This window comes from Bacillus sp. MYb78, from assembly GCF_002975115.1.
In the GTDB taxonomy this organism is placed as follows: domain Bacteria; phylum Bacillota; class Bacilli; order Bacillales; family Bacillaceae_G; genus Bacillus_A; species Bacillus_A cereus.
The window spans coordinates 110,589-126,255 of the sequence record NZ_PCOB01000016.1 but is presented as its reverse complement, the minus strand read 5'-3'; the positions used below and the strand labels follow the sequence as shown (position 1 = coordinate 126,255).

Here is a 15,667-nt window from a genome sequence, read left to right as displayed (position 1 = left end):
GCGCACGCCTGATAAGCGTGAGGTCGATGGTTCGAGTCCATTTAGGCCCACCATATATTATTCCGCAGTAGCTCAGTGGTAGAGCTATCGGCTGTTAACCGATCGGTCGTAGGTTCGAGTCCTACCTGCGGAGCCATGGCCCGTTGGTCAAGTGGTTAAGACACCGCCCTTTCACGGCGGTAACACGGGTTCGAATCCCGTACGGGTCATACAAAAAAGAGTCAGCATTATGCTGGCTCTTTTTTATTTTGTTGATCCTTTTTATCATTTTACTTTCCAGAAATAAATAAAGGAATTTTGGAAAAGCTATGGTATGTATAAAAAGGAGGAAATAAATAATGACACGAGTTAGAGACTTAATGAGTACCCATATTGTACATTGTACACCGCTAGACAATGTATATGAGGCAGCTGTAAAAATGAAGGAAGAATCGGTTGGGTTAATTCCTGTTGTTGAAAATGAGCAGGTTGTTGGGCTTGTTACTGATCGAGATTTAGTTGTTCGAGGGATTGCTGAAAAACATCCTGGATCTAATAAAATTACAAATGTAATGACAACAAATATTATCTCAGTTTCTCCAAATGATTCTATTGAAAAAGCTACAGAGCTAATGGCACAGTATCAAATTAGACGGTTACCAGTAGTTGATAGTGGTCAGCTTATTGGCATGTTAGCACTAGGAGATTTAGCTATAAGGGAATCGGCAGATGATCAAGCTGGATTTGCCTTGAGCGAAATCTCAGAGCGTACAGAGTAAATTGAAACTTTAATTAACCGAGATTTTAATGGTCACTCATAAAGAGCTAAATTATATATAAAGCTCAGATGCATTATTCTAGTATATATGGATTAAACTAATATGTTAGCGTGATGTATCTGAGACATTATATAATAAGGATATGGTTAATAATTTCCACAGTTTTTTTAAATTTGTTATTCTTCATTTTTAATAAGAGAAAAGATGATATACTGATAGATATAAGTATTATGAGAGATTTCGAATATAACAATATTAATTTTTAGTGGTACGATAATAAATTAATATTTCCTACATAGATGAAAAGGGAAGGGGAATTATATGAAGGCTGTACAGGGCGATCCAAATTGGAATTTGGTTACAGATACATATATAGAACCAAATAATTTTGCTGAATTATTTTCTTTGCTTGTACCTTGTCACCCAAAAGGTGAGGGGAAAGAACGAACTATATTAGTATGGAAAGAGAAAGAATTTTATAAAGAAGAAAATTTAGCGGCATTTATCGTATATGGCATGAATAAAGTAAAGAATTTACCGCAGTTTCATAAAGATGAAATTCCAACTTTAGTGCGTATTCTTCGCTTATGCCAAGAGATTGGTTGGTATGAAGAGGCAAATGCTTTTATGATAGCACAAGGATTAGCTGAGTTTGTTCATACTTCATTGGAATATGAAACATGGGATCTTTTGACGCAATCAGTTGCTTTAAACTATTTAATTATTAAATATCGTATAGGTGAATTGACAGATAGGGATATTGAAATTTGGGATAGAGTTAAATTTAATGAGAAATGTATAACCGATTGTAAACATTTATTATCTCATAAAGAAGTATTGGAATTTACATTCTTTTATATGTGCAAGAGAGCGAAATCATTATCAAAAGAGCAATTAAATAGTGATATGATGAGTTTAGCAATGTATTGTAATACTTTCGTATATGATTTATATACACATGATTTATTACGGAAATATCGTAAGTGTACAGATTTCCTATCATATTATGGACCTAGTCAGGCAGTTTTAGCATGTCAAAGAGCTGTATTATCTCAAATTTCCGATCGCTTAGACCCATTAAAGACAACACATGTAGATGATTATTTATATGTAATGAAAGAAATGATGGAGCATATGACGATAGGAGTAATGGATCGATACGGTCATTTTATTGGAAAGCTACTATCTTATGTGCCATTTTTCGAGATGATACAAGTTCCACAGCATGCATATTATTGTGAAGAATTACTGTATATTTGTAAGGGCATTGAATATAAAGAAGAAACACTACGCAATTATATATTTATACAATTACATGATTGTTTACCATCATTCTTTAGGCTATTTCTTAAAAATAAGCGTTACGCAACGATTCATGATATTCTTTTCTATTGGTGCGATGACGAACAACGAATGAGCTTAGAGAAAAAATATAATCTGAGCTTTATTTATGAAAAATATGCTTGTGGATAAACAATATTTTCGATATGAAAAATTAATATAAATTAAAAAGGATCTCCAGTTTATGTGAGATCCTTTTTTGTTAGTAAAACAAGGAGAAAGTGATTAAAACAAGAAACAACATTCCATATAGGAGAAGTTGTGCAGTATAACTTCCTTGTATACCAAAAAAAGTATTGGCTTTCTTATACAAAAGCAATATGTATTTTATTGGAGTATCTTTGAAAGATTGGTACACAGTGTCTCCTCTTTCTAAGCTTCTTGTTTTTGTTTTTGGTTATAAGGGACATTAATATATCTAGCTACAAATAATAAAACAGCCATAAAGAATACTGGAAATACAGTAGATAAATAAAAGCCATTACTAATTATATTTGTTATGAGAGCACTCAAAAGAAATATAGCGTTATAAATATGGGCAATTTTTTGTTTTAGTTGCACTTGAAATGATTCCATCATAATTTCTAATGCAACAAAAGCAATAATAATAGATAAAAATACAATGTTTGTATTGTAAATGATTAAACAACAGATTAAACCTAAAAAGGCTGCGTATTCAATTATAAGAGGTATATTGCGTGGCATACAATTTACCTAACTAAATATGGCAGTGGATTTACTGCATTTGTTTTTTCAAAATTCCATTCTCCATTATGTAATTCAAAATGAAGATGTTGCCCGTATGAATGACCTGTGTTGCCCATATGACCTACTAATTGTCCAGCTTGTACTTGATCACCAGTTTGTACAGTGCGATCCTTCATATGAGCATAAACAGTTGTATATAATTTCCCATTGATTTGATGCGCAATGAACACAACATTGCCATAGCTAGCTGAATAATAAGATTTCACAACTTTACCTGCAGCAGCAGCTTGGATAGAGACGTTCCCTGGAGCAGCAATATCTATACCATAATGCATTTGTTCCCAGCGTATATCAAAGGTTGAGCTAATTCTTCCTTGAGCAGGGAATTTGAAAGCAGCTGGAATAGATGAAGGCTGATCTGTTTTAGTCTGTGGTTGATTTTGTACTACATAGTGTTTTGCTACATATCCGTATCCTGTGCCAAAACGAATTTTATACCAAGTTCCTACAGTTTCTACTACTTGTACTTGTGTACCGTTTTGTAATGAACCGAGTAGAGCGCTACTTGTACTAGTGTTGCTACGTACATTCAGATTAGGTGTTGCAACAGTATATTTTGTATTATTTTGAACGGTGATTCCTTTTACTAAGGGTTGTGAACCATTAGAGATGAATGCTTTTTGTACGTAACCCGTTTGGCCATTATGTGATATTTTATACCATTCGCCTTGATCTTCTTGAACGGTAATAAACTTGCCATTTGGTAATACATCTAAAATGGAAGATTCTAAATTAGGTTCAGAGCGAACGTTTAATGCATTAGCATTGACGATGTATTGATCATTAGATTGAAGTTTGTTTTTTAGTAAAATAGCATCTTTTTGTACATAACCTACTTTATTATGAACAGATACTTTATACCAACCATTAGTTGTTTCAAGGATGTTCACTTTTGTATTAAAGCGAATTGTATCAATTGATGTGCTCTTTACGTTATCTTCTGTATGTAATGCTACTTGATCGACTTTGACATACCCAGTTTTAACATTAGATAATTGTTCAGCGTTTGCTTTTTGTACATTTGTTTCACCCATAGAAGGAAGTAAAGAAGCAATCGCTACAGTAGTTGCTGTTAAAGCAGTAGCTTTCATATTCATGGAATAGAGACCTCCTCTAGTTGTATAGTTGTAATTTTATTATAGTATAAAGATATAATATAGTGGGTGTATTCACATAAATGTAATATGAAATCAATATAAAAATAAATTTTTTGAGGATAATGATTCCTTTTTAAACAATTAATTGGAGTTTTATTTTCTAAAATAGAATGTATGTATTGTATAACTTTAATTTTTTGTTGATAATTAAGAAAATTAAAATAGTTGATGATGTCTTATTAGGGTGTTATACTGACAGTGATAATTTTATAGTTTGCTAGGAGAGCTGGTGTTGCCAGCTGAGAGTAGGCCGTAAGCCTTTGATCCTTTTTATTACCTGATCTAGATTATGCTAGCGTAGGGAAGCAATTCGGACACTAACAATGAGTCCCCGTTTCTTTGCGTATAGAAACGGGGCTTTTTTATTTGAAAATTTCATATTGAAACCACTAGGGGTGCTTGATTTGCTGAGAGAGGAATAATCCTTAACCCTTATAACACCTGATCTAGGTAATACTAGCGAAGGGAAGTGGAACATCGAATAAATGTATAATTTTATTTGCTGTAACCACTTCGTATATATAGAAGTGGTTTTTTATTTAGATACATATATTGAAAGGGGATAGAGAAATGAAATTTTGCGATAGATTATTAGAAACTGTGCAACCGGTTTGGGAGATGAGTCATAATCATCCGTTTGTAGTGAGTATGGGAGATGGCACGTTAGAAAAAGATAAATTTCAGTATTATATTATTCAAGATTATTTATATCTGCTAGATTATGCAAAATTATATGCGATTGGTGTTGTAAAAGCAACGAATCCACAAGTAATGGGAAAGTTCGCTGAACAAATTGATGGAATATTAAATGGCGAAATGACAATCCATAAACAATATGCAAAAAGACTTGGAATTTCTATAGAGGAGATAGAGTCTGCAAAACCATCTGCTAAAAATTTAGCTTATACAAATTACATGATGTCTGTATCTCAAAATGGCACACTTGCAGAATTAATAGCAGCGCTTCTTCCATGTATGTGGAGCTACTGGGAAATTGGAAAGCGTTTAAATGATATTCCTGGAGCAAGAGATCATGAGTTTTTTGGTGAGTGGATTCAAGGATATAGTTCGGAAGAATACGGTAATCTTTGTATTTGGTTAATAGATTTATTAAATGAAATGGCAGTTGGAAAGTCTGAGAAAGAACTAGATAGATTAGAGGAGATTTTCTTATATTCCAGTCGATTTGAATATTTATTCTGGGATATGTCCTATCGTAAGGAGATGTGGGGATTTGAGGAGCAAGAACATACTACAGTTTCATAATGTTTCTTTTCATTACGATGAGAAACCAATCATCCATGAATTAAATGCTTCTATACATGAGAAAGAGTTTGTCAGTATTATCGGACCGAGTGGATGTGGGAAAAGTACTTTATTTCGCCTTATTACAGGCCTAGAGAAGGTAAGTACTGGAAAGATAGAACTGACAGAAACAAAGCACCATCCTGTAGGATATATGCCGCAAAAAGATATGCTTTTGCCGTGGAGAACAATTATTGAGAATGCTGCTCTGCCGCTAGAGTGCCAAGGTGTACAGAAGAAAGAAGCACAAGTAAAGGCAAAGGAACTGTTATATAAATTTGGTTTACAAGGATATGAGACAAAACATCCGAAAGATTTATCTGGTGGTATGAGGCAACGCGTATCTTTTATCCGAACTTTGTTAACGGGCGGGGAGATATTGTTATTAGATGAACCGTTTAGCGCGTTAGATGCTTTAACGAAGGCCTCTTTGCAAGAATGGCTGTTTGAACAATGGCAAGAGTGGGAAAAAACAATTTTATTTATTACTCATGATGTTGAAGAAGCGTTATTTCTTTCGAACCGAGTTTTAGTAGTGGAACAGCAGCCGATAACGACTTTGACTGAGCGGATTGTACCACTTGATCATAACAGAACACGAAAAGATTTATATAAACCGGAAGTATTAGCGCTGAAAGATGAGCTTCTTAGTATGTTACAAAGGCAGGTACTTGTGTGATGAACCGATTAAAAGAATTAGTTCCTGCTATTACACTTTCTAGTATTTTACTAGCTGTGTGGGAAATAGGAGCAAGAATTGTAGATGAGATGTACATTTTACCGTCACCGTCTGCGATTGTAATGAAGATATGGAAACTAAAAGACATATTATTTACGGTTCATTTACCTGCAACGTTATACGTCGTTTTAATAGGTGTTGTTATTTCTATCGTATTAGGTGTAGGGCTAGCGATGTTAATGAATGCGAGTACATGGATGGAAAGAGCATTTTATCCATTATTAGTTGCTTCACAAACGATTCCGATTACTGCGCTTGCTCCGCTATTTGTTTTATGGTTTGGATACACAATTTGGAGTAAGGTTGTTGTCACAGTTTTAATTACGTTTTTCCCGATTGCGGTCAATACGTATGATGGACTGCGTAGTACGAAAAAAGAATGGGAGGAGCTCTTAGTTACATATGGAGCAACGAAAAGAGATATTTTTCTTAAATTAAAGTTGCCGTCTGCTCTTCCTTATTTTTTCTCAGCTTTAAAAATTGCAGTTCCGCTTAGTGTTATCGGAGCAGCAATTGGAGAATGGCTCGGTGCACAAGCTGGGCTTGGATATTTCAGTAAGAGAATGATGACGCAGTTAGATGGAGCTGGCGTATTTGCACCCATTGTATTGTTATCATTATTAGCTATTTTCTTCGTCGTACTTATTTCCATATTAGAAAAGAAATTCATTAGTTGGAGGAAGCATTCATGAAATTTTTAAAGCGCATCTTTGTATTTACATTATTAATTGCAATGATTGCAGGATGCTCGAGTAATTCAGCATCAGACAAAAGTAAAAAAGAGAAAGAAATAACAGTCATGTTAGATTGGTATCCAAATGCGGTACATAGCTTTATCTATGCAGCAATTGAAAAAGGATACTTTAAAGAAGAAGGTGTAAAGGTAAATATTAAATTCCCTTCTAATCCGACTGATCCATTAACATTGGCAGCAGCAGGGAAGGTGACAGTTGGCTTGTATTATCAGCCAGATGTTGTTATGGCAAGAGCAAATGAGCAAATTCCAGTGAAATCAATTGGGGCTGTCGTACGTTCACCATTAAATCATGTCGTATCGCTGAAATCAGCGGGTATTCAATCACCGAAAGATTTAGAAGGAAAAACAGTAGGATATTCTGGAACACCTTTAAGTGAGATGTATTTAAAAACGATGGTAAAAGAAGCTGGTGGTAATCCTGATACAGTGAAAGTAGTTGATGTTGGATTTGATTTAGTACCAGCCTTAATTACGAAAAAAGTGGATGCGGTAACAGGGGCATACATTAATCATGAAGTACCGGTTATGCGTCATGAAGGCCATGAACCAGCTTACTTTAATCCAGCTGATTACGGAGTACCGAACTATCATGAACTTGTGTTTGTAACAGGTGATAAAACGTTGAAAAAAGATAAAGAAGCGTTGCAAGCTTTCTTACGTGGTACGAAAAAAGGCTATGATTTCATGAAGAAAAACCCAGATGAAGCATTGAATATTTTATTAAATCATCAAGAAAAAGAAAACTTCCCACTTGTGCCAGAAGTTGAAAAGGAAAGTATGAAAATTTTATTAGAGAAGATGGAAACGAAAGATGAGCCATTTTTATCAGATTCAAAAGAATCTTGGGAGAAACAAAATAAATGGCTGAAGGACAAAGGAATGACGAAAGAAACCGTTCCAGCCGATGAACTATTCGAAAATATTTTAAAGTAGGCGAATGAATATGAAAAATGAGCTCCACGTAATCTCAAATGGCCATATGCCATTCGAAGAGTTAGTGAATGTAGCGATGCAAATTGAGAGTGAGATTGATTATTTGCATATTCGTGAGCGTGAGAAGAGTACGAAGGAGTTATATGAAGGTGTGGAAAGTCTTTTAATGGAAGGCTTTCCGGCTTCTAAAATTGTCATAAATGATCGAATTGATATTGCAATTTTATTAAATATTCCTCGTGTTCAACTAGGGTATCGAAGCACAGATGTAAAGTCAGTGAAAGAAAAGTTTTCGTATTTGCATGTCGGTTATTCTGTGCATTCGCTAGATGAAGCGATAGTAGCATTTAAAAATGGAGCGGATTCACTCGTTTATGGTCATGTATTTCCGACAGATTGTAAAAAAGGTGTGCCAGCGAGAGGGCTTGAAGAAATTTCTGACATTGCAAGATGTTTATCTATACCGATTACAGCAATTGGAGGAATTACTCCAGAAAACGCAGTGGATGTCCTTACTAACGGTGTAAGCGGTATAGCAGTTATGTCCGGAATTGTAAGTAGTAGTGACCCGTATAGCAAAGCGAAATCTTATAAGGAATCAATAAGAAAGTGGGCGGAAAAACATGTGTGAGAAGTATGATGTAGCGATTATTGGTGGTGGTGTAATTGGTAGTTCAGTTGCACATTTTCTAGCAGAAAGAGGACATAAAGTAGCGATTGTAGAGAAGCAAAGAATTGCATCGGAAGCTTCAAAAGCAGCTGCTGGTCTACTTGGTGTTCAGGCAGAATGGGATGCGTATGATCCGCTATTTGAACTTGCTAGAGAAAGCCGAGCTATATTTCCACAACTTGCAGCAGTTTTACGTGAAAAGACGGGTATTGATATTGGATATGAAGAAAAGGGAATTTATCGTATTGCTCAAAATGAAGATGAGAAGGAAAGAATTCTTCACATTATGGATTGGCAGCAAAAAACAGGTGAAGATTCCTATTTTCTAACGGGAGACCATGTGCGGGAAAAAGAGCCGTATCTATCCGAATCTATTATAGGAGCAGTATATTATCCGAAAGACGGTCATGTTATTGCACCAGAGCTTACGAAAGCATTCGCACATTCTGCGGCAATGTCAGGTGCTGATATATATGAACAGACAGAAGTGTTTGATATTCGTATTGAAAATAATAAAGTGACTGGAGTTATTACAAGTGAAGGTATTGTCACATGTGAGAAAGTCGTTATTGCAGGAGGTTCATGGAGCACGAAGTTACTCAGTTATTTTCACTACGATTGGGGGACATATCCAGTTAAAGGAGAAGTGGTTGCGGTAAGAAGTAGAAAACAACTTTTAAAAGCACCTATTTTTCAAGAAAGATTTTACATTACTCCAAAGCGCGGTGGACGTTACGTAATTGGGGCAACAATGAAGCACCATACGTTCAATAAAACTGTGCAGCCAGAAAGTATAACTTCTATATTAGAGCGTGCTTATACAATATTGCCAGCTTTAAAAGAAGCAGAATGGGAAAGCACGTGGGCAGGATTAAGACCACAATCGAACCATGAAGCTCCTTATATGGGAGAGCATGAAGAAATAAAAGGTTTATATGCTTGCACGGGCCATTATCGAAACGGTATTTTATTAAGTCCTATTTCTGGCCAATATATGGCGGATTTAATTGAAGGAAAGCAAGAGAATTATTTGCTAGATTCATTGCTTTCTAGAAGAGTTTAGAAAGGGGATGGAAGTTTGAATTTAAAAATTAATGGTAACCAAATTGAAGTGCCAGCGAGTGTAAAAACAGTAGCTGAGCTACTTACACATTTAGAACTAGATAACAGAATTGTTGTAGTAGAGCGTAATAAAGATATTTTACAAAAAGATGATCATACAGATACATCTGTTTTTGATGGAGATCAAATTGAGATTGTAACTTTCGTAGGAGGCGGTTGATTATGTTAAACATTGGACCATTTTCATTTCGTTCTAGACTGTTATTAGGAACAGGTAAATTCCCTGATTTTGACGTACAGCAAAAGGCAATTGACGTTTCTGAAGCTGAAATTTTAACGTTTGCAGTACGTCGTATGGATATCTTTGATGCAAAGCAACCTAATTTATTAGAGAAACTTGATGTGAAAAAATATACGTTATTACCAAATACAGCAGGGGCAAAAAACGCTGAAGAGGCTGTTCGTATTGCAAAATTAGCAAAAGCTTCTGGGCTTTGTGACATGATAAAGGTAGAAGTTATTGGTGATGATAGAACGTTATTACCGGATCCGGTAGAAACGTTAAAGGCATCTGAAATGTTACTGGAAGAAGGATTTATCGTACTTCCGTACACATCTGATGATGTTGTATTAGCACGTAAATTACAAGAGCTTGGCGTGCATGCGATTATGCCAGGAGCATCTCCAATCGGATCAGGACTTGGTATTGTAAATCCATTAAATTTGGGCTTCATTATTGAACAAGCGACAGTACCAGTTATCGTTGATGCTGGTATTGGTAGCCCAGCTGATGCGGCATTTGCAATGGAATTAGGAGCAGATGGCGTGTTATTAAATACAGCTGTATCAGGAGCAAAAGATCCTATTAAAATGGCACAGGCAATGAAACTAAGTATTGAAGCAGGACGTTTAGGATTTGAAGCAGGTCGTATTGCACGTAAGCGCTGTGCAACTGCAAGTAGTCCTTTAGAAGGAATGAGCGTAGTTGAATAATCGATATTCTCGCCAAGAACTATTTTCTCCAATTGGAGCAGAAGGGCAGCAAAAGATAAGAGAAAAGCATGTACTTATTATCGGTGCAGGTGCATTAGGTAGTGCAAATGCAGAGATGTTTGTAAGAGCGGGTGTTGGCAAGATAACAATTGTTGACCGTGATTATGTAGATTGGAGTAATTTACAAAGACAACAATTGTATGCAGAGAGCGACGTAAAGAATAATCTCCCAAAAGCTATAGCGGCTAAAAAACGTTTAGAAGAGATTAATAGCGATGTAACAATAAAAGCTCTCGTTCAAGATGTAACAGCTGAAGAGCTAGAAGAACTTGTTACAAACGTTGATGTAATTATTGATGCGACTGATAATTTCGAAACACGCTTTATTGTGAATGATATAGCACAAAAATATTCTATTCCATGGATTTACGGTGCATGTGTAGGTAGTTACGGTCTTTCTTACACAATCATTCCTAGTAAAACACCATGTTTATCATGTTTATTGCAGTCGATTCCGCTTGGCGGGGCAACATGTGATACAGCGGGTATTATATCACCTGCTGTATCTCTTGTCGTTTCTCATCAAGTAACAGAAGCTCTTAAACTGTTAGTAGAAGATTACGAATCACTTCGAGATGGGCTTGTATCGTTTGATATGTGGAAGAATGAGTATTCATGTATGAATGTGCAAAAGCTTCGCCAGCATAATTGTTCTTCATGCGGAGAGAATGCATTATATCCGTATTTAAATAAAGAGAACACATCAAAAACAGCAGTTTTATGCGGGCGAAATACAGTTCAAATTAGACCACCTCATAAAGAGGAAATGAATTTTGAACAATATAAAGAGTTGCTGGAAGGTCGCGTGAATGATTTAAATGTAAATCCATATTTACTATCATTTTCTGTTGAAGACAAGAGGTTAGTCGCCTTTAAAGATGGCCGTGTGCTCGTACATGGAACGAAAGATATAAGCGAAGCAAAAACGATTTATCATCGCTATTTTGGATAGAAAAGGATGAGTGGGATGAAAGTGAATAAAGCTTTAACAATTGCAGGGTCTGATAGCGGCGGCGGTGCTGGAATTCAGGCAGATTTAAAAACATTCCAAGAGCTTGGTGTATACGGAATGACGGCTATTACGGCAATTACTGCTCAAAACACGCTTGGCGTTCAAGGGGTATATCCTGTTCCGTTAGAAGGTATTACAGAACAGCTGAATTCAATTGGTACGGATTTAACACCAGATGCAGTGAAACTAGGAATGTTATTTAGTAGTGAAATAATTCAAATTGTTGCAGAACAAATTGAAAAATTTGGCTGGAATAATATTGTGCTAGATCCCGTTATGATCGCAAAAGGCGGTGCATCATTATTACAGCAAGAAGCAGTTCATGCATTAAAAGAATATTTATTACCAGTAGCAACCGTTATAACACCGAATGTTCCAGAAGCAGAAGTGTTAACTGGGATGGAGATTCATAACGTTGAAGATAGTAAGGAAGCTGCAAAAGTATTGCACAAATTAGGTGCTAAATATGTGCTTATGAAGGGCGGACATGCAGAATATCAAGGTAATGAAGTAATTGATTTCCTCTTTGATGGAGAAGAATTTATTGAGTTTAGAAGCGAGCGAATTCCTTCAAAGCAAACGCACGGAAGTGGGTGCACATTTGCTTCAGCGGTTACAGCAGGACTTGCGAAAGGATACTCAATTGAAGATGCTGTTCAAGAAGCAAAACGATTTATTAGTATAGCAATTGAAGAGCCATTGAATATTGGTAGTGGTCATGGACCGACGAATCATTTTGCGTATAAAGTGAATAGAACGCGTGTATAGATAAGTGAAAAGCCAGTTTTATAACTGGCTTTTTTTCTGTTTACTTTTTCAAAATACAGGAGTAATATATCAGCCAGAATATATTTTTTTGTAAACGCTGAGTCCAATTATATGGAGCGGAGGAACCAATTTGTGCAGTGTCACTAGGGGTGAATCTTTCAAATTTGAAAGTAGGGCTACTCTCAAAGCCCGAATCCGACAGCTAACTTCGTAAGCGTCTTGAGAGAGGACGGTGCCATGATGGATACATCACTTCATCGATCTGATTAGTATAGGGGAATATCAATCTATGTTTGATTTCTTTTATACTAAGGAGGATGAGGTACATGGAACTAACACTTATTTGTGTTGGAGAAGAAAGTAAGGTAAATAGTTTAAGAGATCTAGTTGCATTTCAACATGAGTTAGTTATTTTTACAGCAAATGAAGAGGTAGCGGCTGAAGTTAGGAATTGTGGGTTTGATTGGACTTATAGTTGTAGTAAGGAGCAGGATTTTACTAGTATTTGTGAGTGTATTAAGAAGGTCATTTTACTAGGGGATGAGCTTCCAATCGTTAGTTTCTTCACAGAACACATTCGTTTTTCTTTTCAAGCACCTATTACTGTTGTTACAAGGAATAAACGATATCCAGCGAGGCTCTATGAAACAATTGGAGCTAAGTTTGTCGTGTTTACAAATTGTGATAATATTTCTTTTTTATTTTTTGAATAGGGCGGGGGAAGAAATGATGAAGGTACTATTACTTGGAGATATAGCAAATCGTTGGGCAGTATCGGTAGAGCGAGTTCAAGAATTGGTCCAGATTGATCCCCTTTTTCCAGGGCCATATATTATATTACCATCAAAAGATGCTTTGTATTTAGAGATGGATATTACCGAGTATGAGCAGCTACATGCAGAATTGACACAAGTTTATATTCGTGGGAGAAATTTACGTGCATTTTTACGAGGGGAATAAAGGTTGAATAAAAAAGAGCGAATGCTGAGTGCAACAAGCTATGCACTTCATGTCATTCGCTCTTTTTATTTCATATTTAAAAGGTCATTTTTAAGAAAAGAAAAGAGAAATAAAGAAAATAGATGAAATAACAGTAATAATCTTCAATGTAAGCGTTTAAATGAATGTAAATATTATTATTTTCAGTAATTTACCCCTTTACAAGTGAAATATAGAGGAGTATATTTACTCTCATAAATCATTCATAAAATTTCCAAAAAAACCTAAAATCGCTGAGTTCCAGAAATGGAGCGGGGGAACCAATTTTGTGCATCGTCACTTGGGGTGAATCTTTCAGTTTTGAAAGTAGGGCTACTCTTTAGGCCCGAATCCGACAGCTAACCTCGTAAGCGTTTAGAGAGGAGGTTTACTTTTTGTTGTTCATTTTTTGAACACTGAGTAGAGCTCAGTGTTCTTTTTTAATATTTAAATGGTAAATTTTAACAAAAAGAGAGGGATAGTTATGTTAGATGTTGTAATGGTCGGGATTTTTATTTTATTAGTTGCATCGATGGCAAGTCTTGCAAGTTGGTCAGATAAAGTTGTGAAAGAAGGAAAGCAATCATGATGATTGTCTTATCGGTTATTGTCGCAGCAATTACAGTGTATTTAGTGTATGCATTATTAAATCCAGAGAAGTTTTAATTAGGGGGAATCATTCATTATGATTTGGGTTGCAGTCATTATTACAATGCTCTTGTTTATTTTAGTAGCAAAGCCAACGGGGATTTATTTAGAAAAAGCTTTTCAAGGTAGCAAAACGTTAGATAAAGTATTCGGGCCTTTTGAAAAACTTATTTTTAAAATTACGGGTGTAAAAGCATACAATCAAACGTGGAAACAGTACGCATTATCATTAGTTTTATTAAATGGATTTATGATCGTTGTCGTATACTTCATTTTCAGATTACAAGGTGTGCTGCCATTAAATCCAGCGCATATTGAAGGGATGGAGCCTACGCTCGCTTTTAATACAGCAATTAGTTTTATGGCTGATACAAACTTACAGCATTATAGCGGTGAAAATGGTTTATCTTATTTATCACAATTAATCGGAATTACATTTTTAATGTTTGCGGCACCAGCAACGACATTAGCGCTCGTTATGGCTTTTATAAGAGGACTTGCTGGAAAAGAACTTGGTAACTTTTTCGTTGATTTTACGAGAGCGTTAACGAGAGTGTTTCTTCCTATCGCATTTATTGCGGCACTAGTTTTTGTCGCACTTGGTGTACCACAAACGTTAGATGGGGCGGTTACAGCACAAACGATTGAAGGTGCAAAGCAAAGTATTTTACGTGGACCTGTTGCATCATTCGTTTCCATTAAGGAACTTGGAAATAACGGCGGTGGATTTTTCGGAGCAAACTCTACGCATCCTTTCGAAAATCCAGGACAAATGAGTAATATTTTGCAAATGATGCTTATGATGTTATTACCAACAGCACTTCCATTTACGTACGGACGAATGGTCGGAAATAAAAAACAAGGCCGCATCCTTTTCGTGTCACTATTTATGGTATTTTTACTAGGGTTTATAACGATTACGACATTTGAACTAAACGGGAACCCGGCATTAAATGGAATGGGTATCGAACATGTACAAGGAAGTACAGAAGGGAAAGAAGTACGATTTGGAACAGTATTTTCTTCACTATACGCAACAGTAACGACAGCTGCTGAAACAGGCGCTGTTAATACGATGCATGATACGTTAACACCAATTGGTGGTCTAGTTCCCCTCGTAAATATGATGTTAAATACAGTGTATGGCGGAGTTGGAGCAGGCTTTGTAAACATTATTATGTATGCAATTATCGCGGTGTTTATATCTGGGTTAATGGTTGGACGGACACCAGAGTTTTTAGGTAAAAAGATTGAAGGTAAGGAAATGAAATTAATCGCAGTCACGATTTTATTTCATCCATTGCTCATTTTAGGATTTTCGGCATTAGCTCTTTCAACAAATTTAGGAACGGATGCTATTTCTCATTCCGGTTTCCACGGTTTAACACAAGTTGTATATGAATATACATCGTCAGCTGCGAATAACGGATCTGGATTTGAAGGATTAGGAGATAATACACCGTTTTGGAATATTACGACTGGTTTAGTTATGTTTTTAGGACGCTACTTCAGTTTAATTACGATGCTAGCTGTGGCAGCTTCGTTGAAAGAAAAAACGGTAGTGCCAGAAACAGTCGGAACGTTCCGTACAGATAATAGTTTATTTGGTGGCATCTTCATCGGAACGATTGTAATTGTCGGTGCATTAACATTTTTCCCGATGTTAGTACTCGGACCAATTGCAGAATTTCTTACATTGAAGTAATGGAGGGTAAATG

Annotated in this window: 19 protein-coding genes, 2 tRNA genes and 4 riboswitches; of the genes, 19 read left to right on the top strand and 2 right to left on the bottom strand. The window is 36.0% G+C overall.

Features of this window, described 5'->3' with window-relative positions; all coding sequences use genetic code 11:
• The first annotated feature begins 61 nt into the window (after positions 1-61).
• The 4 genes from CQ064_RS24520 (at position 62) to CQ064_RS24505 (ending at position 2,231) form a co-directional block, all read left to right on the top strand.
• Positions 62-136: transfer RNA gene (locus CQ064_RS24520), tRNA-Asn, on the top strand.
• A gap of 1 nt (position 137) precedes the next feature.
• Positions 138-209, top strand: a tRNA-Glu gene (locus tag CQ064_RS24515).
• Between the two features lie 129 nt (positions 210-338).
• A complete protein-coding gene (locus CQ064_RS24510) occupies positions 339-758 on the top strand; it encodes a CBS domain-containing protein (protein ID WP_000199012.1) in 420 nt (139 codons plus the stop codon).
• A gap of 321 nt (positions 759-1,079) precedes the next feature.
• Entirely contained in the window at positions 1,080-2,231 is a 1,152-nt protein-coding gene (locus CQ064_RS24505; protein WP_000648915.1) for a DUF3965 domain-containing protein, read from the top strand.
• Between the two features lie 240 nt (positions 2,232-2,471).
• On the opposite strand, the gene CQ064_RS24495 is transcribed toward CQ064_RS24505, so the two are convergent.
• Together CQ064_RS24495 and CQ064_RS24490 are read right to left on the bottom strand one after the other, a co-directional pair.
• Positions 2,472-2,804: a hypothetical protein gene (locus tag CQ064_RS24495; protein ID WP_001137817.1), complete on the bottom strand. Its 333-nt coding sequence runs from the start codon at positions 2,802-2,804 to the stop codon at positions 2,472-2,474.
• Positions 2,805-2,809: 5 nt separating this feature from the next.
• Positions 2,810-3,964: an SH3 domain-containing protein gene (locus tag CQ064_RS24490; RefSeq protein ID WP_001056046.1), complete on the bottom strand. Its 1,155-nt coding sequence runs from the start codon at positions 3,962-3,964 to the stop codon at positions 2,810-2,812.
• A gap of 269 nt (positions 3,965-4,233) precedes the next feature.
• A riboswitch (TPP riboswitch) is annotated at positions 4,234-4,345 on the top strand.
• Between the two features lie 60 nt (positions 4,346-4,405).
• Positions 4,406-4,509: riboswitch (TPP riboswitch) on the top strand.
• Between the two features lie 85 nt (positions 4,510-4,594).
• Between CQ064_RS24490 and tenA the strand changes: the two genes are divergently transcribed.
• The 15 genes from tenA (at position 4,595) to kdpA (ending at position 15,654) form a co-directional block, all read left to right on the top strand.
• Complete coding sequence (gene tenA / locus CQ064_RS24485; RefSeq protein WP_000666843.1) at positions 4,595-5,290, top strand: thiaminase II; 696 nt, start codon at positions 4,595-4,597, stop codon at positions 5,288-5,290.
• A complete protein-coding gene (locus tag CQ064_RS24480; RefSeq protein ID WP_001256790.1) occupies positions 5,259-6,008 on the top strand; it encodes an ABC transporter ATP-binding protein in 750 nt (249 codons plus the stop codon). The genes tenA and CQ064_RS24480 overlap by 32 nt, the downstream gene beginning before the upstream one ends.
• A complete protein-coding gene (locus CQ064_RS24475) occupies positions 6,008-6,760 on the top strand; it encodes an ABC transporter permease (protein ID WP_001080857.1) in 753 nt (250 codons plus the stop codon). Before CQ064_RS24480 ends, CQ064_RS24475 begins: the two co-directional genes overlap by 1 nt.
• Positions 6,757-7,758, top strand: a complete 1,002-nt coding sequence (locus CQ064_RS24470) for an ABC transporter substrate-binding protein (RefSeq protein ID WP_000670421.1) — start codon at positions 6,757-6,759, stop codon at positions 7,756-7,758. Before CQ064_RS24475 ends, CQ064_RS24470 begins: the two co-directional genes overlap by 4 nt.
• Before the next feature lie 10 nt (positions 7,759-7,768).
• Positions 7,769-8,389, top strand: a complete 621-nt coding sequence (gene tenI / locus CQ064_RS24465) for a thiazole tautomerase TenI (protein ID WP_000787167.1) — start codon at positions 7,769-7,771, stop codon at positions 8,387-8,389.
• Entirely contained in the window at positions 8,382-9,491 is a 1,110-nt protein-coding gene (gene thiO, locus CQ064_RS24460; RefSeq protein WP_000333302.1) for a glycine oxidase ThiO, read from the top strand. The genes tenI and thiO overlap by 8 nt, the downstream gene beginning before the upstream one ends.
• A 15-nt stretch (positions 9,492-9,506) precedes the next feature.
• Positions 9,507-9,710 (top strand): sulfur carrier protein ThiS, encoded by a 204-nt coding sequence (thiS, locus tag CQ064_RS24455; protein ID WP_001049502.1) that lies wholly within the window; start codon positions 9,507-9,509, stop codon positions 9,708-9,710.
• 2 nt (positions 9,711-9,712) lie between these two features.
• On the top strand, positions 9,713-10,483 hold the full coding sequence (gene thiG, locus CQ064_RS24450) for a thiazole synthase (RefSeq protein WP_000932005.1): 771 nt from the start codon (positions 9,713-9,715) through the stop codon (positions 10,481-10,483).
• Positions 10,476-11,495 (top strand): thiazole biosynthesis adenylyltransferase ThiF, encoded by a 1,020-nt coding sequence (gene thiF, locus CQ064_RS24445; protein ID WP_001065409.1) that lies wholly within the window; start codon positions 10,476-10,478, stop codon positions 11,493-11,495. The genes thiG and thiF overlap by 8 nt, the downstream gene beginning before the upstream one ends.
• Positions 11,496-11,510: 15 nt before the next feature.
• Positions 11,511-12,323, top strand: a complete 813-nt coding sequence (thiD, locus tag CQ064_RS24440) for a bifunctional hydroxymethylpyrimidine kinase/phosphomethylpyrimidine kinase (protein ID WP_000867368.1) — start codon at positions 11,511-11,513, stop codon at positions 12,321-12,323.
• A gap of 85 nt (positions 12,324-12,408) precedes the next feature.
• Positions 12,409-12,556, top strand: a riboswitch (cyclic di-AMP (ydaO/yuaA leader).
• Between the two features lie 93 nt (positions 12,557-12,649).
• Complete coding sequence (locus CQ064_RS24435; protein ID WP_000424087.1) at positions 12,650-13,036, top strand: hypothetical protein; 387 nt, start codon at positions 12,650-12,652, stop codon at positions 13,034-13,036.
• 13 nt (positions 13,037-13,049) lie between these two features.
• On the top strand, positions 13,050-13,283 hold the full coding sequence (locus tag CQ064_RS24430; RefSeq protein WP_002025339.1) for a hypothetical protein: 234 nt from the start codon (positions 13,050-13,052) through the stop codon (positions 13,281-13,283).
• A 260-nt stretch (positions 13,284-13,543) separates the two neighbouring features.
• Positions 13,544-13,689: riboswitch (cyclic di-AMP (ydaO/yuaA leader) on the top strand.
• 96 nt (positions 13,690-13,785) lie between these two features.
• Positions 13,786-13,890, top strand: a complete 105-nt coding sequence (locus CQ064_RS24420) for a SipW-dependent-type signal peptide-containing protein (protein WP_000887894.1) — start codon at positions 13,786-13,788, stop codon at positions 13,888-13,890.
• On the top strand, positions 13,887-13,967 hold the full coding sequence (gene kdpF / locus CQ064_RS24415) for a K(+)-transporting ATPase subunit F (protein ID WP_000973728.1): 81 nt from the start codon (positions 13,887-13,889) through the stop codon (positions 13,965-13,967). The genes CQ064_RS24420 and kdpF overlap by 4 nt, the downstream gene beginning before the upstream one ends.
• Before the next feature lie 19 nt (positions 13,968-13,986).
• Positions 13,987-15,654 (top strand): potassium-transporting ATPase subunit KdpA, encoded by a 1,668-nt coding sequence (gene kdpA / locus CQ064_RS24410; protein WP_000638329.1) that lies wholly within the window; start codon positions 13,987-13,989, stop codon positions 15,652-15,654.
• Positions 15,655-15,667: the final 13 nt, after the last annotated feature.